Source organism: Eubacterium sp. (genome assembly GCF_057858645.1).
This window is the reverse complement of record NZ_DBLZZO010000005.1, coordinates 25,880-44,749: the sequence shown is the minus strand read 5'-3', so window position 1 is coordinate 44,749 and position 18,870 is coordinate 25,880. Positions and strand designations below refer to the sequence as shown.

General features: G+C 33.5%; 20 protein-coding genes and 1 riboswitch. Of the genes, 18 read left to right on the top strand and 2 right to left on the bottom strand.

All coding sequences use genetic code 11. From position 1 onward, the window contains the following. Positions 1 to 99: 99 nt before the first annotated feature. On the bottom strand, positions 100 to 813 hold the full coding sequence (locus tag ACZM4J_RS02885; protein ID WP_022164655.1) for an IMP cyclohydrolase: 714 nt from the start codon (positions 811 to 813) through the stop codon (positions 100 to 102). Positions 814 to 857: 44 nt separating this feature from the next. Next, a riboswitch (ZMP/ZTP riboswitch) is annotated at positions 858 to 943 on the bottom strand. 182 nt (positions 944 to 1,125) lie between these two features. Here ACZM4J_RS02885 and ACZM4J_RS02880 point away from each other — a divergent pair. From ACZM4J_RS02880 to ACZM4J_RS02865, 4 genes are all read left to right on the top strand, one after another. Next, positions 1,126 to 1,791, top strand: a complete 666-nt coding sequence (locus ACZM4J_RS02880) for a phosphatase PAP2 family protein (RefSeq protein WP_022164656.1) — start codon at positions 1,126 to 1,128, stop codon at positions 1,789 to 1,791. A gap of 50 nt (positions 1,792 to 1,841) precedes the next feature. Then, on the top strand, positions 1,842 to 2,879 hold the full coding sequence (locus ACZM4J_RS02875; protein WP_489485573.1) for a lysylphosphatidylglycerol synthase transmembrane domain-containing protein: 1,038 nt from the start codon (positions 1,842 to 1,844) through the stop codon (positions 2,877 to 2,879). Next, the gene (locus tag ACZM4J_RS02870) at positions 2,876 to 3,592 is read left to right on the top strand and encodes a CDP-alcohol phosphatidyltransferase family protein (RefSeq protein WP_022164658.1); all 717 of its coding nucleotides are present in this window, start codon (positions 2,876 to 2,878) and stop codon (positions 3,590 to 3,592) included. Before ACZM4J_RS02875 ends, ACZM4J_RS02870 begins: the two co-directional genes overlap by 4 nt. A gap of 66 nt (positions 3,593 to 3,658) precedes the next feature. Further along, positions 3,659 to 4,495 carry a phosphatidylserine decarboxylase gene (locus ACZM4J_RS02865; protein WP_022164659.1) on the top strand — a complete coding sequence of 279 codons (837 nt, stop codon included), beginning with the start codon at positions 3,659 to 3,661 and terminating at the stop codon, positions 4,493 to 4,495. Positions 4,496 to 4,514: 19 nt separating this feature from the next. Here ACZM4J_RS02865 and ACZM4J_RS02860 read toward each other — a convergent pair whose 3' ends face one another. Further along, positions 4,515 to 5,420 carry a magnesium transporter CorA family protein gene (locus tag ACZM4J_RS02860; RefSeq protein ID WP_489485572.1) on the bottom strand — a complete coding sequence of 302 codons (906 nt, stop codon included), beginning with the start codon at positions 5,418 to 5,420 and terminating at the stop codon, positions 4,515 to 4,517. A 180-nt stretch (positions 5,421 to 5,600) separates the two neighbouring features. On the opposite strand from ACZM4J_RS02860, the gene ACZM4J_RS02855 reads away from it, so the two are divergent. The 14 genes from ACZM4J_RS02855 (at position 5,601) to ACZM4J_RS02790 (ending at position 18,662) form a co-directional block, all read left to right on the top strand. Continuing rightward, positions 5,601 to 6,068, top strand: a complete 468-nt coding sequence (locus ACZM4J_RS02855) for a CinA family protein (protein ID WP_022164661.1) — start codon at positions 5,601 to 5,603, stop codon at positions 6,066 to 6,068. Between the two features lie 183 nt (positions 6,069 to 6,251). Further along, entirely contained in the window at positions 6,252 to 7,175 is a 924-nt protein-coding gene (gene metA / locus ACZM4J_RS02850; protein ID WP_022164662.1) for a homoserine O-acetyltransferase MetA, read from the top strand. Between the two features lie 13 nt (positions 7,176 to 7,188). Beyond that, entirely contained in the window at positions 7,189 to 8,211 is a 1,023-nt protein-coding gene (locus ACZM4J_RS02845) for a DegV family protein (RefSeq protein ID WP_428245235.1), read from the top strand. Between the two features lie 337 nt (positions 8,212 to 8,548). After that, entirely contained in the window at positions 8,549 to 9,058 is a 510-nt protein-coding gene (locus ACZM4J_RS02840; protein WP_302689833.1) for a CarD family transcriptional regulator, read from the top strand. Between the two features lie 136 nt (positions 9,059 to 9,194). After that, a complete protein-coding gene (locus tag ACZM4J_RS02835; RefSeq protein WP_022164665.1) occupies positions 9,195 to 9,383 on the top strand; it encodes a hypothetical protein in 189 nt (62 codons plus the stop codon). Between the two features lie 216 nt (positions 9,384 to 9,599). Then, positions 9,600 to 10,481: a zinc ribbon domain-containing protein gene (locus tag ACZM4J_RS02830; RefSeq protein WP_022164666.1), complete on the top strand. Its 882-nt coding sequence runs from the start codon at positions 9,600 to 9,602 to the stop codon at positions 10,479 to 10,481. Positions 10,482 to 10,813: 332 nt separating this feature from the next. Then, complete coding sequence (locus ACZM4J_RS02825; protein WP_022164667.1) at positions 10,814 to 12,736, top strand: OPT family oligopeptide transporter; 1,923 nt, start codon at positions 10,814 to 10,816, stop codon at positions 12,734 to 12,736. Between the two features lie 170 nt (positions 12,737 to 12,906). Next, positions 12,907 to 13,263: a PqqD family protein gene (locus ACZM4J_RS02820; protein ID WP_022164668.1), complete on the top strand. Its 357-nt coding sequence runs from the start codon at positions 12,907 to 12,909 to the stop codon at positions 13,261 to 13,263. Further along, positions 13,263 to 13,604 carry a hypothetical protein gene (locus tag ACZM4J_RS02815; RefSeq protein ID WP_022164669.1) on the top strand — a complete coding sequence of 114 codons (342 nt, stop codon included), beginning with the start codon at positions 13,263 to 13,265 and terminating at the stop codon, positions 13,602 to 13,604. Before ACZM4J_RS02820 ends, ACZM4J_RS02815 begins: the two co-directional genes overlap by 1 nt. Before the next feature lie 119 nt (positions 13,605 to 13,723). Further along, a complete protein-coding gene (locus ACZM4J_RS02810; RefSeq protein WP_022164670.1) occupies positions 13,724 to 15,172 on the top strand; it encodes an aminoacyl-histidine dipeptidase in 1,449 nt (482 codons plus the stop codon). A gap of 3 nt (positions 15,173 to 15,175) precedes the next feature. Next, positions 15,176 to 15,643, top strand: coding sequence for a DUF2752 domain-containing protein (locus ACZM4J_RS02805; protein ID WP_428245236.1), 468 nt, complete (start codon positions 15,176 to 15,178; stop codon positions 15,641 to 15,643). Positions 15,644 to 15,738: 95 nt separating this feature from the next. After that, positions 15,739 to 17,061: an L-aspartate oxidase gene (locus ACZM4J_RS02800; RefSeq protein WP_022164671.1), complete on the top strand. Its 1,323-nt coding sequence runs from the start codon at positions 15,739 to 15,741 to the stop codon at positions 17,059 to 17,061. A gap of 127 nt (positions 17,062 to 17,188) precedes the next feature. Then, positions 17,189 to 18,043, top strand: coding sequence for a carboxylating nicotinate-nucleotide diphosphorylase (gene nadC / locus ACZM4J_RS02795; protein WP_022164672.1), 855 nt, complete (start codon positions 17,189 to 17,191; stop codon positions 18,041 to 18,043). Between the two features lie 70 nt (positions 18,044 to 18,113). Further along, a complete protein-coding gene (locus ACZM4J_RS02790) occupies positions 18,114 to 18,662 on the top strand; it encodes a transcription repressor NadR (protein ID WP_022164673.1) in 549 nt (182 codons plus the stop codon). Positions 18,663 to 18,870: the final 208 nt, after the last annotated feature.

Here is an 18,870-nt window from a genome sequence, read left to right as displayed (position 1 = left end):
AATGGCTACTAATAATTATAATCATTAACAGCATTTGTTCAGAAAGAGCCTGAACAAAATATTAATAAATTATAATTTTATGATAATAAGCATAATTGATTATTTATTTTTGTTAATAATTTTTGTTTCATAAGTTCCGTCTTCTATGTTAATGTATCTTACAAAAAGAGAAACTTTGTTGTCTTCATTTAAGCTGTTCCAAAGCATGTTAGTGAATTCGTCCATATCGTCCATCATAGGAACTAACTTTGGTTCACCTTCAAATGAAGGAAGAGGATTACCATCACATTTGTAAGTGTGAATGAAATGTCCTTCTCCATTAACAGGATTTTCATAAGCAAAAGTGTATCTGTTGCAAGCATCAGGATTACCGTTGTTGCTCTTTAAAATAGACATTGCATAGTTATACTTTCCGTCTTCAACATGCATAATTCCTGAAATACGAGGTGTGTAGTTAGGACCATCAGGCTCAAATTCACGAGTTCTAAGTGACTGCTCAAAAGTCTGCTGCTTGTCCATTAATTCATAAATAGTATCTGTCTGATCTCCATTTGTTACAATTGTCTTATTTCCAAGAACACGAACAGGTGCGTAAATAATAAGACTTGGATCAACTAACTTTGAAGGATCAAAAGCCTGTGTTCTAATTCCTTCACCGTCAGTTACGAAAACACGATTACGGCTGTTTTCGCTACGACCCATAATAAAATAAGCTGTTACTGCAAACTTTCCGTTTGGAGACTTTCCAATAACAATTCCACGTCCCGGATATGAATTTTCTTTTAATTCATTTTCAAGAGATAACATTTCCATTTAATAAATCCTCCTTAAAATAACAAAACCACCTGGGTAACCAGAGAGGTTGCCCAGGCGGTCGACTTACATTCTTAAAACCATGCTCCCTGTGGTGAACTCCACTTATCCGCCAGTCGCATGGACGATTTTCAATTTACAAGTAAAGAATACAATATTTTTAGGGGAATTTCAACTAGAAATTTGCCACTTTGAAAAGTTAATAAATTGTAAACAAATTCTTAAGTTTCTTGCGGTTATAGATAAAGTGTGTTACTTTACCATAAGGGCAAAAACTTAGAAGTATAAACTAAAAGGAAAGAGGTTTGGATTTTGCAAAGAATATATAAGATTTTGCCAAAATATGCGTTTTTACCTTTAATAATATGTTTAGGATTAAATGCGTTTACATATTTTGGTACCAGATTGTTTACAACGGGCTTGTATCATTATGATTTAAGTTTACCAATAGATCACATGATTCCGTTTACACCGTTTATGATGTCAGTTTATGTGTTGGCATACGTGGTTTGGATTGTGGGATTTATTGTAATAGGAAGAGAGAGCAGAGAGGTCTGTTATGAAGTTTTGACGGCAGAGCAGATTGCAAAGTTATGTTGTTTAGTTGCTTTCATTGCAATACCTACAACAATTATAAGACCGGAGGTAACAGGAACAGGATTTTTTCAGTGGTTATCACGATTAATATATAGTATGGACAGTCCTGATAATTTATTGCCATCAGTACATTGTCTTGAAAACTGGATTTGTTTTCGAGGAGCAATGAAGTGCAAAAAGGTTGGAAAAGGCTACAAAATATTTACGTTTGTAGCAGCAATTCTTGTGTTTGCTTCAACACTTATGGTTAAACAGCATGTAGTTTTAGATGTTGTGGCAGCCATTGTGGTAGTGGAACTTGGATTGTTTTTATCAAGAAGGTTTAATTTATCAAAGATTTATTTTATAATAGAAGATAGGCTTTTCAAAAAAACTAATTAGGTAACTGTAAACAAGCCTTTGCAGGCTTACTATTAATAGAAAAGGTGTTTATGAAAGATATGAAAAGTAAAGTGCTATGGTCATTAGTATTGTTAGCACTGATTGGATTAACAATATACGCAATTGTTGGAACAAATGAATCTTTTACAATAGATGGATTTATTTCCTATATCAAATCAGCTTCCCCAGGCTGGATTTTTGGGGCTTTTGTGTGTATGTGCGGATTTTTTGTATTCGAAGGTATGGCACTTAAGGTTTTGTGTGGAACATTTGGTTACAAAAGACCTTTTAGAAAATGTTTGGTATATTCATCATCAGACATTTATTTCTCAGCAATTACTCCATCAGCAACAGGTGGACAGCCGGCATCAGCATATTTTATGATGAAGGACAAGGTTCCTGGGGCTGTAACCACTATCATATTGCTGGTAAACTTGACATTATATACAGTTTCAATTATTGTTATAGGAGTGCTTTGCTTCATTTTAAGACCAACTATGGTTATGCATTTTAGTATCGTTTCAAAAATAATGATATTTATTGGAGCGTTAGTACAATTTGTTTTATTAACAACTTTTTTGTTGTTAGTTTATAAGGAAAAAATCATTACAAAGTGCGCTGACTTTTTCTTAAGATTGTTTAAGAAACTACATTTAGTTAAGAACATTAAGGAAAGACAGGAAAAATTAAAGCATGTTGAAAAGCAATATAAAGAGTGTGCTCAGGCAATAAGCAGTCATAAGAAACACATTTTCGTGGCATTTGTTTACAACTTATTACAAAGGTTGTCACTGATTGGTGTTTCTATTTGTGTGTTTATTGGAATTGGTGGAACAAAGGTGGTAGATGCTTTTGCAGCTCAGGGATTTGTTGTAATTGGTTCTAACAGCGTGCCAATACCGGGAGCAGTTGGAGCAGCAGATTATTTGTTCATTGACGGATTTGGACATTTGGTTAAAGACAGTATTAGCATTGAACTTTTAAGTAGAGGAATTTCTTTCTACTGTTGTATATTAATTTGTGGATTGATTACTTTAGTTGCATATTTGTTAAGAGGAATGAAAGGAATGAAACACAAGATAAAATGATAGGAATTTGGGATTATACTGTGATACTTACATACGGTTCACTACTTTCTGCAGTAATGGGAATCTTGGTATCACTTTCAGGACATGGTCACCCTTATTTTGGAGTATTGTTTCTACTTTTATGTGGATTGTTTGATACTTTTGATGGTAGAGTGGCAAGATCAAAGAAAAATAGAACAAAAAAAGAAAAAGATTTTGGTGTTCAGATTGACTCATTGTCAGATTTGGTAGCATTTGGTGTTTTACCGGTTTGTATAGGTATGGGACTTTGGAAAAGAGATATGTTTGACGCAGGCAGAGTGGCTGGTGCAACAATGGTTAAGCAACCTAGTGTTTTATGCACAATACCTGAAGCAGTTATCGTTATTGTAAGTGCATTTTTTGTATTAGCAGCGTTAATCAGACTTGCATATTTTAACATTACTGTTGAAGAAACACAGGGAGATTGCGTAGGAGATAACAAGTATTATTATGGTTTACCTGTTACATCTACAGCACTTATTTTCCCGGCATTTCTTTTACTAAGACATATTTTATATATTAACAGTGTTAATATTTCTTTTGCATACTACATAGTTCTTATAATTGTAGCGGTTTTATTTGTTTTGAAATTCAAGCTTAAGAAACCGGGTACTGCAATGTTGTATTTTATGGTATTTTTAGGTGCATTAGAATTTATAGCTATGATAGTTGTAAAACATTTTGCAAGATAATTCATAAATGAGTTAATGCGGTAAGCATAGAACAAATAGATTAGTTTATTAATAATAGAGAGTAACATGGAAAATAATAACGAATCAGGAATTTTAAAATTTTTATATAATACAGTGCCAGGTCGTGTGGTGCTGAAAATACTTACAAGCCCCATCATTTCAAAAATTGGTGGGGCTTATATGGATTCTCCAATATCTAAAATTCATATTAAAAATTTCATCAAAAACAACGGTATAAACATGGGGGATTATGAAAAGGTAAAATACCATTCTTTTAATGAATGTTTTACAAGAAAGATTTTGCCGGAGAAGCGACCGGTGGAATACAGTAGCGATGCTTTTATTTCGCCTTGCGACAGCAGATTGTCAGTTTATAGAATTGATGAAAAGTCAACTTTTAATATTAAGAGAAGTCATTACAAAGTGGCAGATTTAATACCGGACAGTAAGAAGGCACCTGACTATAATGGTGGAATTTGTATGGTGTTCAGACTTTGTGTGGATGACTATCACAGATACGGCTATGTTGACAATGGCGAGATTGTGGAAAATAAGCCGGTTAAGGGAATACTTCATACAGTGCGACCTATTGCCGTAAATAAATATCCGGTGTTTGCACAAAATAGTAGAGAATATTCAATTATTGAAACTGAGAATTTTGGAACAGTTGCTCAAATAGAAGTGGGTGCAATGATGATTGGAAAAATCAAAAACCACCAAAAATCAGGTTTGATAAAACGTGGGGAAGAAAAGGGGATGTTTTTATATGGCGGTTCAACTATTGTTGTTTTAGTTGAAAAGGACAAAGTAAAACTTCCTGAAACATATTTCTATAACACTTCAAAAGATATTGAGACAAGAGTTCTATATGGCAGAAAAATAGGCACAAAATATAAAGAGTAATTTAGAAAATGGTGGCATATTACCACCATTTTTTCTTTTTGAAAATTACACACATAATAATAACAAGAAGAAGACTAAAACCAAAAACTATAGGATAGCTGTATTTGAATTCAAGCTCAGGCATATGTTCAAAGTTCATACCATACCAGCCAACAATTAAAGTTAAAGGCATAAATAGCGTGGTTACAACAGTGAGAAATTTCATAACCGCATTTTGATGCACGTCCAACTGTTGCTGATAAATATCTCTTATTTGTGACGTGTATTCCCATATCTGTTCCGATTCGTGACCAAACATTGTAATTTTTCTTATAAGAATATTGAAATATTCTTTTGCTTCATTACTAATTAAATCAGAAATATCATCTTCCAAATCCTGAAGAATTCCCTCAAGTTGTACATAGTAATGGTGAAGCTTCATGGTGCGGCTCCGATAATTTGTAATTTCTTTTATAATATCTAAATTTTTTTCATTTAAAACTTCCAACTCCAACTGTACAAGATTTTGTTGAAGGCTGTTAATCTTCTCTAAATCCTTAGCCATAATATAATCAAGAAGAAAATACAAAACACACCCGCTATCCCGAAAAGCATCTTGGTTCTTGCTGGATTCAGACATTTTTTGAAAAGCCTGGGCAACATACTCGTCCCTGTCAATAAACACAACATAGTCCCTAGTCAAAATAAAAGAAATAATAGAACGGGTCGTAACAAGAATATCCGGTATATTAATGTACCCATAGATAAAATCTTTAGAGTTCTCTAATTTAGAAAAATGGAAATCCATAAATAAATTAGGTATTTTTGGTACATACTTATTAATAATGTGGTAATTATTAGCAGAAGATAGTGGTATAATCCCTACGAAGTCATGTTCAGGCTGTATATCTAACTTATTTTTAAAATTATTAAATTTATAAAACATAGTATTAGTATATTGTCCGAAAAATAATGTTTTAAACATAGAAAAATAAGGTATAATCATTGTGGGAGTGCGAATTGCGAAACAATTCCCAGAATCAAAACTCAAAATTAAAAAAGTTCGCAATCACTTGTGTTTGAACAAAAGTGGATTAAAGACTTTGGGAGAAAGGAAGTTTTTATAATGAACAAACAGGAAATACTTGTAAAAAAATTAATTGAGAAGAAATATACAATATCTTTTGCAGAAAGCTGCACTGGTGGAAAGATGGCAGCGACTATCGTTGATGTGGCAGATGCGTCAAAGGTTTTAAACGCAAGTTTTGTCACTTATGCAAATGCGGCAAAAATGAAATATGTAAATGTTTCAAAGGAGACACTTGATACATTAGGTGCAGTAAGTGAACAGACAGCAAAGGAAATGGCTGAGGGCGTAGCAAAAGCTAATCAGGCAAATGTAGGAGTGGGTATTACAGGAATTGCCGGTCCTACAGGTGGCACTGTGGAAAAGCCTGTTGGTACTGTATGTTTTGGCTATACAATTAATGGTGAAACAAAAACGGAGACAGTACACTTTGGCAATCTCGGAAGAAACGTGGTCAGGGAGAAAAGCGTGGAGCATGTTTTAGATATGTTAATAAGCATGTTGTAAAAATATGTATAAATATGTATAATACAAAAATTTGAACAAATCTCACTATTATGTTAGAATGAAATTTACGATTGATTAAGAGAAAATTATGAAATATAATTGCACAATACATAATGTAGAATTACGAAATTTGCACGTATTATTTCATATTATTAAACTAAATGTAGGAAAGAGGATATAAACATGCCAATAAAAGTAAAATCAAATTTACCTGCTAGGGATATTTTAGAAAATGAAAATATATTTGTTATGACGGAGAACAGAGCAATGACTCAGAACATTCGTCCGCTAAAGGTGTTGGTATTGAATTTAATGCCTACAAAGATAGTAACAGAAACACAGATTTTAAGAAAATTATCAAATACACCACTCCAAATAGAAGTGGAATTTTTGCAGACAGCAACATACCGTTCAACTCATACTGATCCAAGTCATATGGATGAATTTTACAAAACATTTGATGAAGTAAAAGACCATCATTTTGACGGCTTAATTATTACAGGCGCCCCACTTGACTTTGTAGCTTACGAAGATGTGGAGTATTGGGATGAACTTTGTACAATAATGGAGTGGTCAAAGAAACACGTTCACTGTACGTTCCATTTGTGCTGGGGAGCTTTTGCAGGCTTATATTATCATTATGGAATACAGAAAAGAGACAGAGTGCCTAAATTATCAGGTATTTACAAACATCATATTTTAAATAAAAAGTCACCATTGTTTAGAGGTTTTGATGATGTGTATTATGCACCACACTCAAGAGCAACAGAAATTACAAGAGAACAGATTCTTGAATGCCCGGACCTTGAATTAATGGCAGAGTCAGATGAAGCAGGAGTTGGTGTTGTAAAATCAGTAGACAGCAGACAGTTCTTTGTTTTATATCATTCAGAATATGATGCAGATACATTGAAGTTGGAATATGAAAGAGATTTAGCAAAAGGTATGGACCCGATTATTCCGGTAAATTATTTCCCAGACGATGATCCAACAAAAGAGCCAATTGTTAACTGGCGTGCAGCAGGTCAGCTTTTGTGGACAAACTGGATTAACTATTATGTATACCAGACAACACCTTACAATATTAATGAGGTAGAGAACGAATAACAATGGAGGAACTATGGTAAAAATTATTACAGACAGTACAAGTGATTTAACAAAGGAAATATTAGAAAGATACAATATTGATGTTTTACCGCTGTATGTTCACATGGGTGACAATGAATATAAGGATGGTGTGGATATTACACCGGATGATATTTATAAATGGAGCGATGAAAATAAAACAACACCAAAAACAGCGGCACCATCAATTGAAGATGCAATTAATGCGATAAAACCATACAAAGAAGCAGGCGACGATGTAATTATGTTTGCTATTTCAGAAGACATGTCAACAACAGCAAATGTAATGCGACTTGCAGCAAAAGAGCTTTATTACGAAGAACACATTTTTGTTATTAACTCAGAAAGCCTTTCAACAGGTATTGGACATTTAGTAGTTGAGGCAGCTATTTTGGCAAGAAAGAAATTTCAGCCGGAAGAGATAGTTGAAACAATTGAAACTCTTAAGCCTTACGTAAGAGCAAGTTTTGTTGTGGACACATTAACTTATCTTCATAGAGGTGGAAGATGTTCAGCAACATCAAAATTATTCGGCAGTATTCTTAAGGTAAAACCTTGTATTGTTGTTAAAAATGGTAAGATGGATGCTGATAAGAAATATCGTGGTTCAATAAAGAAGGTAATTCTCGAGTATGTAAAAGACCAGGAGCAGGAACTAAGACATGCTAAAAAAGACAGGGTTTTTATTACGCATTCAGGTTGTGACGCAGAAATCGTGGAGGCTGTAAGAGAATATCTTCAAAGTCTTAACAGATTTAAGAAGATTGTTGAAACAAGAGCGGGAAGCGTAATATCAAGTCATTGTGGACCGGGAACACTTGGAGTGTTGTACATTGCAGGTGGGGATTCTTACGGACCATACGATAAAGACTTTGACTACAACCATAATGGAATTATAGATGAGGACGAAAAGGCTGCTGAATCAGCGTATATAAGACATGTGGTTGAAGCAGAAAAGTTGGATAGCAATGAGTCAGAAGAAGAAGATGATGACCAGGAAATGTTCTCTGGAGAATAAAATATGTCAATAAAAGTTGACTGATTTAGACAATTACACACCTAAAAATCTTGTTTATTCTGCCTATAACAATTTATTTTTAAAAGTAGTAGAATTATATTGTGGGAAAATCGGTTTAGGTACAGCTTAAATTTGTACCTATATGTTTATACATAATTAGTATTACAAAACAACATATATTGAGATAATATCTTAGTATAGTAGGAAATTATTTTATGCATTGTTGTAGAATTTCGAGTCACTTAAAACGATGTTAAATTCAATGACTGAATATTTTCGTAAAAACGTGAAGTTTTGTATTGCACTAATAGTAAAAAAAAGAATAGAGGTGTTGGAATTGTTTAAAGTTGGAGACTATATTGTGCATGGAAGAAATGGTGTATGTAAAGTGGTTGACATAACACACCTGGATATGTCAGGAGTTGATAAAGACCAGTTATATTATGCTTTAGTTCCAATGAAATCCGAGGATAGCAAAATTTTCTATCCTGTGGACAGTGACAAAGTAGTTATGCGTTCAGTTGTAACAAAAGACCAGGCTAAAGACTTAGTTTCAGAAATAAAAGATATTGAGCCAATGAGGATTGAAAACGACAGACAGCGTGAGGCAAAGTATAAAGAAGCGTTAGTTTCATGTGACTGCAAACAACTTATTTGCATTATCAAAACTATGTATGCAAGAAACAAAGAGCGTATTGGCAAAGGAAAAAGAATCACATACGTGGATGACAGATATTTAAAAGAGGCAAAGCAGAATTTAAATGACGAATTTTCAATTGCCCTTGGTATTGAACCAAGAGAAGTTGAAAAATACATTAAAGCTCAGATTGTAGAACAGGAAGCTTAAATAAAATATTAGATTTTTGGAAAAAACCTTACTGATTTTTTGAAGTCGGCAAGGCTTTTTCATATTTATGTGCAAAGAAAAAATAATTATTTATGCTGTATAAAAAATGAATATTAGAATGAAGGAATAGAAAAATATGAAGTTTTCGCTTAAATCATATAATTCGTATCAGGACGAATTTGTGTGTATATACGACATGGACGAATTGAGTTTATACACATCAGATTGTAGCACTGATGGTAGTCTAGTTGTTAATGGAACATATATTTGTTTAGATTTCGATATTAAGACACAAGAAGTCAAGGGAATATTTTCGTGGCACTAGATGATGGCGTGATAGAAGGAATTTTGATAAAACTATAATGTGTATAAAAGTTTAAAACACCAATAGAATTACATTTTACTTGCATTGATTATAAAAATTGAATTATAATGTGAAATAAATGATAAAAAATATACGTTATATATTAAACAGGGAAAATAAGACCTGTGAATTTATATAACACATAAAACAAAAAGAAAAAACAAGGAGGACATTAATATGTTTTGCAAAAAGTGTGGTAAATATGTACAGCCAACTGAAAAACAATGCCCATATTGTGGAGAAATAATGGAAGATACTGTGAATAATCAGACTGACAATGGTACAGGAAATGCGTCAGAAGATTTTGGAGAAACTAAGATTTTTGATGCCCCAAAAGAAGATTTCGGTGAAACTAAAATCTTTGGAAATCTGGATATTGATGATGACAATGTTGAAGAAATACCAACAGTATCAGATGACTTCGACGGAATAGATACAGTGGATGATGAGTTTGAAGACTTGCCTGACGAAATCCAATATGAAGAAGAGGATTCTTTTGACTTTCCAGAAGAAATGGAAGATGAAAATTTTGTTTTTGAAGATGAGAATCAAATTGACGAAGATGAAGAATTTTATGATGATGATTCGGATGAATATGATACGGAAATACCGGACAGTCAGATAATTAATCAAAATAAAAAAATGAACATTATTGCAATAGCGGTTTCAGCAGGAATTATTATTGTGGTTGTAGTGGCAGCAATATTTTTATCAAGTACATTTGGTAAAACAAAGACGGAAGAAACAACAGCAGAGGAAACAACAACTGTTGAGAAAATTACAAAAGAAAAAGTAAATAATGACGACGATAATAATCGCACAGAAGAATACACAAGAGCATCTGAAACTTATGCACCACAGACAGCAGCACCTGAAACAGATGCACCTGAAACAGACGCACCTGAAACTAATCCACCAAAAACAAAGCCACCAAAGACACAGGCTCCAACAACAAAGAAAGTAGTGGAAACAAAAGCACCGGAACCTGAGACAGCAGCACCTGAAACAGATGCACCACAGGACAACAATGAAGATGGTGGAGAAACAGCAGGAGAATAAAAGTTTATAAAAGAAACATAAACATCCCTTTTGAGATTAAATAATAATCTTGAAAGGGATGCAAACTCGTGGGAAAAGAAAGTAGTTGCATACGGGCTCGCATTGGGTGCGTAGAATGTCGCAGGCGACATTCTTATTTCCATAAATTGTAAAAAAAATTAATTTATTACTTTAATTTATTAAATTGCCATTTATTTTTTTTAAGTTTTTAGGTATACTAATCAAGTTAAGTAAAATAGTATGAAATCCATTACGGGAAAAATACGCGCCATCTGTATTTTTTCGGTAACAAAGTATGCTAACACAAAATAAAAAAGAACAGGAGAGAAAAAATGGATAACAAGAAAGAGTTTAAGCCATTTATTCCTGCTGATAAGGTTATGCCTGAATTTACAGTTGCATCTGTAATTATCGGTCTTATTTTAGCAGTTATATTTGGTGCAGCCAATGCTTACCTTGGTGTAAGAGTTGGTATGACAGTTTCTGCTTCTATACCGGCAGCTGTTATTTCAATGGGTGTTATTCGTGTTATTATGAAGAAGGATTCTATTCTTGAAAATAACATGGTACAGACTATTGGTTCAGCTGGTGAGTCATTAGCAGCAGGAGCAGTATTTACATTACCTGCAATTTTTATGTGGGCAAAAGAAGGAAAGGCAACATCACCATCGTTTATTACAATTGCATTAATCGCATTATGTGGTGGTATACTTGGTGTACTTTTCATGGTACCACTTCGTACAGCATTAATTGTTGAAGAACATGGTACATTACCATATCCTGAAGGAACAGCTTGTGCTGAGGTACTTCTTGCAGGAGAAGAAGGAGGAAGTAAGTCAAAACTTGTTTTCTCAGGATTAGGAATTTCAGCTGTATATAAATTTATCGCAGACGGTCTTTGTTTATTCCCAAGTGAAGTTGACTTCTCATTTAAGGGAAGCTACACATGTGCTGTTGGTATGGATGTGCTACCGGCATTATCAGGTGTAGGTTATATTTGCGGACCTAAGGTTTCAAGTTACCTTTTTGCAGGTGGTATTTTATCTTACTTAGTGCTTATGCCTGCAATTGCGTTCTTTGGAGGAGACAGCTTATCATCTGTTGCAGATGATGCAGGAAATTTACTCCCATTTAACCAGTTAGATCCGGGAACAATTTGGAGCAAATATATTAGATATATTGGTGCCGGTGCAGTAGCAGCAGGTGGTATCATTAGTTTAATTAAAACTTTACCAACTATGTTTAGAACATTTAAGTCAGCTATTAAAGGTTTTGGAAAAAATGTATCAGGTGGAGATAGAACACAGCAGGATTTACCAATGTCTGTAGTTTTAATTGGTTCATTAGTAATCGCTGTTGGAATTTGGTTAATCCCTGAAATCCCTGTTAGCTTACTTGGCGCATTATTAATAGTTGTATTTGGTTTCTTCTTTGCTACAGTTTCATCAAGAATGGTTGGTATTGTAGGAAGTAGTAACAACCCTGTATCAGGTATGGCAATTGCAACTTTAATACTTACATCTTTCGTATTAAAGGCTACAGGTTCAACTGGTTCAGCAGGAATGCTAGCAGCTATTTCAATTGGTACAGTTATTTGTATTATCGCAGCTATGGCTGGTGATACATCACAGGATTTAAAAACAGGCTACATTGTTGGTGCAACACCTGTAAAACAGCAGATTGGTGAATTACTTGGTGCAGTTGTTGCAGCTTTAACAATCGGTGGCGTATTATACATTTTAAGCAAGGCATGGGGTGGATTCGGTTCAGCACAACTTCCAGCTCCTCAGGCATCTTTGATGAAAATGGTAGTAGAAGGTGTTATGGGTGGAACTCTTCCTTGGGTTCTTATTATTGTTGGTGCATTTATTGCAATCGTCGTGGAAATCCTTGGAATCCCTGTATTAGCATTTGCAATTGGTTTATATTTACCAATTCACTTAAGCACACCAATTATGCTTGGTGGTGCCGTAAGATGGATTATTGAAAAGAGAAAATATTCATCAGAAAAAGAACAGAAAGAATCTGTTGACAAGGGTGTACTTTACTCTGCAGGTATGATCGCAGGTGAAGGAATCGTAGGAATTTTACTTGCAATATTTGCAGTAGCAAAATTAGATGGCAAAATTAATTTATCAGGAATTTACGGAGACAACTTCAACACAGTTGGTAATTGGGTTGGTCTTGTAGTATTCGCCTTATTAGTAGGTTCAATTTTCTTATTCTGCAGAAGAAAGAAAACATCAGACAAATAAATTTTTGATATGAATAATAATTTAAACATTTTATAATTTTAGAATGTTTTTTAGAGGGGTGGAAGTGCTGATTTTTGGTGCTTCCACTTTCTTCTATAGAAAGATTTATACTGTGCTTGTATAAACAGATGTGGTATACTAATGGTTAGATTTAAAGAAGGCGGTATTAAATGAAAAAAGAAAATAAAAAATCACAGGAAAATTATTTGGATAAAGTGCCGGTGATACAGAAAAAATGGGAAGTAAATGAAAAAGGTTTAGTTGAAGTTACAGTTGAAAATACTGGGTTCTTCAATGTAATTGCACAGAAAGTATTTAAGAAACCAAGATATAGTTTTATTGAATTAGATGAGTATGGCAGTTGTGTGTGGCAGCAGATAGACGGCAGGAAAACATTGTATGAAATTGGAGCCGTTTTAAAGAAACAACACAAAAAAGCTTCAACGCAATTATATGAAAGATTGGCAAAATTTTTCGGCATATTAGAACATAATAAATATATAAGATTTATAGATGAGGAAAAATAATGGAAATTAGTACAGTCGTTATTGGGATAATTTTATTTGCCATAGCTACAATGATTATTTATGGCTGGGGACTGGTTAAACAGAAGAACCAGTCATCTGATTTGATGAACATGCTTTTTAGTAAGGGCAATAGTAAAGTAAAAAAATATTTAAAGAAAAATGAGTATATTACATTGCCACAGGTTGCAGAGCTTTGTGATGGCATAGAGGCGAAGCTTCCTTTTTCAAAAAACAAGGCAATTGTAAAAGACAAAAATGATTTTGCAAAACAGCTTATTCAGTATATGGTTAAAACCGGTCAGGTGGAAGAAGAAAACGGAAGCTATAAAAAATCAAAGTAATTGAATTAAGTATTGAGCAAACTAAAAGTATAAGAATAACAGAGTTTTAAATATCATTATTATAAATTAATGATTGAAAATAAATAATAATTAAAATATATAATGCGAGGTGTAAGGATATGTCAGTTTTAGAAGGAAAGAAACCTGAAAATGTATTAAAATTTTTTGAAGAGATAGCATCTATTCCTCATGGTTCAGGAAATGTGGAACAGATAAGTGATTATTTAGTAAAGTTTGCAAATGATAGAGGATTAAAGTGCCGTCAGGATGAAAAGAAAAACGTAATCATTTGGAAAGGTGGCACAAAGGGCTACGAGAATTCAAAGCCTGTTATTTTACAGGGACACATGGATATGGTTGCTGTAAAAACAAATGACTGTGACAAGGACATGACAAAAGATGGACTTGACTTGGAAGTTAATGGGGACTATTTAAGTGCAAAAGGTACATCACTTGGTGGTGATGACGGTATTGCTGTAGCCTATGCTTTGGCAGTTTTAGATAGCAACGACATTGCACATCCACCAATTGAAGCTGTATTTACAGTTGATGAAGAAATTGGTCTTTTAGGTGCAGACTTCATTGATACATCAGATTTAAAAGGCAAAGAGTTAATCAATCTTGATTCTGAGGACGAAGGAATTTTTACAATTAGTTGTGCAGGTGGTGCTACAGTAGAATGTTTACTACCTTATAACACAGAACCTATTAATGCAAAAATTATTGAACTTAGATTATCAGATTTTGCCGGTGGTCATTCCGGTATGGAAATTATTAAATGGGGAGCTAATGCAAACTGTATTTTAGGTCGTATTTTATTAAATGTATTTCAAAATGTTGGTATGCGTATAATGGCAGTTAACGGTGGTGAAAAAGATAACATTATTGCAAAGGAAAGCGAAGCTGCAATTGCAGTATTACCTGAAGTTGTAGATAAAACAAAAGAAATTATCGAAAAAACTTTTGAAGATGTTAAGGAAGAATACAAGTTTACAGATCCTGACATGAAGCTTCAAATCAATGTTATGGATGAAGGAATTTCAGAAGCATTATCAGGTGCAGCCACATTGGCAACAATTATTTCTTTAGTTAATATGCCAAATGGAATTCAGAGAATGAATCCTGAAATGCCAAACATGGTACAGACTTCTCTTAACTTGGGAATTTTAAGAACCAAAAAAGACAACGTTTCATTATCATATTCAGTAAGAAGTTCAATTGAAAGTGAGAAGAATTTCCTAATTGAAAAGATGCGTTCACTTACAGAAATATTTGGTGGTCAGATTGTTGTTTCAGGAGAATATCCTGGTTGGGCATACAGAGAAGACTCAAAATTAAGAGATACTGCAGTGGAAGCCTACAGGGAATTATACAATGAAGAACCTGTTATCGAAGCTATTCACGCAGGTCTTGAATGTGGTATGTTTGCAGACAAGATTGAAGATCTAGATGCAATCTCATTTGGCCCAACAATGAAAAATGTTCATACAACAGATGAAATGTTAAGCATCTCATCAACTGAAAGAACATGGGAACTTATTGTAAAGATTCTTGAAAAATTAAAATAGAAAATGAAATTTGATATAAAAAAATTAAAAAAAGACATGAACGAAATAGCGATTCCTATAGTCGCTATTTCTTTGTTTATAATAATAATTAATAGTAAGTTTGGAAAAATTTGTCCCTTAAGAATGCTCATTGGAATTCCATGTCCAACCTGTGGAACCACAAGAGCAGTAGGTCTTTTATTAAAAGGAAAAATAACAGAGGCGGCAATGGTTAATCCTATATGGATTTTTATTTTGGTAATTATAGTAATGGTGTTTTTTTATCGTTATGTAGAAATGGCATTCCAAAAAAGAAAAAGGCTTTTGAAGCTTATAGATATAATGATTTTTACAACAATAGCTGTAGTCATTGCTGTTTACATATACAGAATGATTTTCTGGTATCCAAACAAAGAACCTATGGTGTATGACAAAAATAATCTGTTAAACTTGGTGAAAATATTGTATTTACAACTGTCTTGTCAGATGTAAAAACATGTGCTATAATCTCAAACAATGTTTGTAAAAAAGCAAATATACACAAAAATAAGAAAAGGCAGTGTTTTTACACTGGAAGTGAAATTAAAATGAGAACAGATATTATAATTGTAGGAAGCGGATGTGCAGGAATGTATTGTGCATTAAACCTGCCAAAAAACAAAGATATTTTAATTATTACAAAGGACATTGTAGAACATAGCGATTCATTTTTAGCACAGGGTGGTATGTGCATGTTGAAGGACAAAGAAGATTTTGACAGCTATTTCTACGATACAATGAAAGCCGGTCATTTTGAAAACGATACAGCAGCAGTTGAAACTATGATTAACTCATCACCGGATCTTGTAAAAGATTTATTAAGTTACGGTGTTGATTTTGCAAGAGATGAGGATGGAAATCTGGCTTACACAAGAGAAGGTGCTCATGCAAGAAATCGTATTCTTTATCACGAAGATATTACAGGCAAGGAAATAACAAGCCATATTTACGAACAATGTAAGAAGAGAGATAACATTACAATCAAGGAACATTGGACCATGGTTGACATTATTCCAAAAACTGAAAATGGCAAAGAACAAAATGAATGCCTTGGTATAGTAGTAAAGAAAGATGACGGAACTTTAGATACTATTTACGCAGATTATACTGTACTTGCCAGTGGTGGTATTGGTGGAATTTATAGATATTCAACTAACTACAGACATTTAACAGGTGATGCAGTGGCAGTGTCAATAAGACATAATATAGAGTTAAAAGATATTGATTATGTTCAGATTCATCCAACAACATTTTATTCAGAAAAAGAAGAAGAGAGAAGTTTCTTAATTTCAGAATCTGTAAGAGGCGAAGGCGCCCAGTTGTTTGACAAGGATAAGGAACGCTTTACAAATGAACTTCTACCTAGAGATATTTTAACAGGAAAAATTAAAGAGCAGATGAAGAAGGATGGCACTAATCATGTTTGGCTTTCAATGAAATCAATTGATGAGGAGCAGTTAACAAATCATTTTCCTAACATTGTAAAACACTGTAAGGAACATGGTTACAATGTGCCAAAAGAAATGATACCTGTTGTGCCTGCACAGCACTATTTTATGGGTGGCATAAAAGTAAACCTTCAAAGTAAAACTTCAATGGACAGACTTTATGCAGTTGGTGAAACAGCATGTAACGGCGTTCACGGAAGAAATAGATTAGCAAGTAACTCATTACTTGAAAGTATGGTTTTTGCAAAACGTGCAGCGGTGGAAATGTCTGAACAGTTTAATGATAGAGAATTCGACAGAAACGAAGAGACTGTAGATTTTGATAAATACAAAGATCTTCATGCATGGAATAAAGAAAATAAACAGATGATACTTGACTTAATTGAAGAGAGCAAAAAACAAAGAGAGAAAGCAGATGCTTAATTAAAAATAGAGCAAAAGTAGATGCAAAGCTATGAAAAATAGCAGATAAAAAATATATGCAAATACAAACAGATGCTTAATTAGAAAAAGAATAAACAAGAAAAGAACCAGACAAGAGGAGGAAAATATGTTTGATCCAATAACATTAAAATTAACAGTAGACCCGCTTATTGAAAGTGCTTTAAAGGAAGATGTTACAAGCGAGGATGTAACAACAAATGCAGTAATGCCTGAGTCATGTATGGGACAGGTAGATTTAATTTGTAAGGAAGATGGTGTAATCTGTGGATTACAGGTTTTCTCAAGAGCATTCCAGCTTTTAGATGAAAATACAAAGATAGAACTTTTTGTAAAAGATGGTGACCAGGTTAAGGCAGGCCAGCTAATGGGAACTGTTACAGGTGACATTAGAGTTCTTTTAGTTGGAGAACGTACAGGTCTTAACTTTTTACAGAGAATGAGTGGTATTGCAAGTTATACTAACTCAATTGCAAAATTACTTGAAGGAAGTAAGGTTAAACTTTTAGACACAAGAAAGACAACTCCAAACAACAGAATCTTTGAAAAATATTCAGTTAGAGTTGGTGGTGGAAACAACCATAGATACAATTTAACAGACGGAGTTTTATTAAAGGACAACCATATTGGAGCAGCAGGTGGTGTTAAGGAAGCAATAAAAATGGCTAAAGATTATGCTCCATTTGTTAGAAAGATTGAAGTGGAAGTAGAAAATCTTGATATGGTAAAGGAAGCTGTTGAAGCAGGGGCTGATATTATCATGTTAGATAATATGGAACATGATGTAATGAAAGAAGCTGTTGACATTATTGATGGAAGAGCTGAAATTGAAATCTCAGGAAATGTTACAAGAGAAAACATTGCTAAATTAATTGATTTAGGTGTTGATTATATTTCAAGTGGAGCATTAACACACTCATCTCCAATTCTTGATATATCTCTTAAGAATTTGCACAGAATCTAATTTGTAATAGAAAATATAGTAAAGTGGCATTAATTAAGTAATATAGTATTGAACTCATTAGGAGGAACAAATGAGCGGAGAAAAAAGAAGGGAAAATTTGCTTAAGATTTTGCAGGAAAGCGATAAGCCGGTTTCAGGAACAAAGTTAGCTGAAAAATTTCAGGTTAGCAGACAGGTTGTTGTACAGGATATTGCTTTACTTCGTGCATCAAATCATGATATTGTTTCTACGCACAAAGGCTATGTTTTAAAAGATAAAGATCATATTTCACGAGTGTTTAAGGTAAAGCACAGTGAAGAAAAAATGCTTGATGAATTAAATCTTATTGTGGATTGTGGTGGAAAAGTTGAAGATGTGTTTGTTTATCATAAACTATATAATGTTGTGCGTGTGCCAATGAACATCAAGTCAAGAATGGATGCAAAAAAATACGTTGAGTCCATTAAAGGGGGCGTTTCGGTTCCCCTAGAGCAGATAACATCTGAATATCATTATCACACAGTAGTGGCAGATTCAGAGGAAACTTTAGACATAATTCAACAGCAATTGCAGGAACATGGATATTTGGTTGCATTAAGGGATTATGAACCTGTAGATTTTTGGGGAGAAGAAGAATAACTATAAATAATAGTTAGTTTTGAAATTAAGATAGAAGAACTTAAAGTTATAAAAATAATAAATAGTAATGCATATAATAAAGTTACATGAAGTGCGAAAAAACAGAAAAATTGTGAAAGTTTCACACTTTATGTAACTTTTATGCTATACTTAAACTTAGACAAAGAGGCAAATATGAAAAACAAAAACTATTTTATCTTAATGAAAT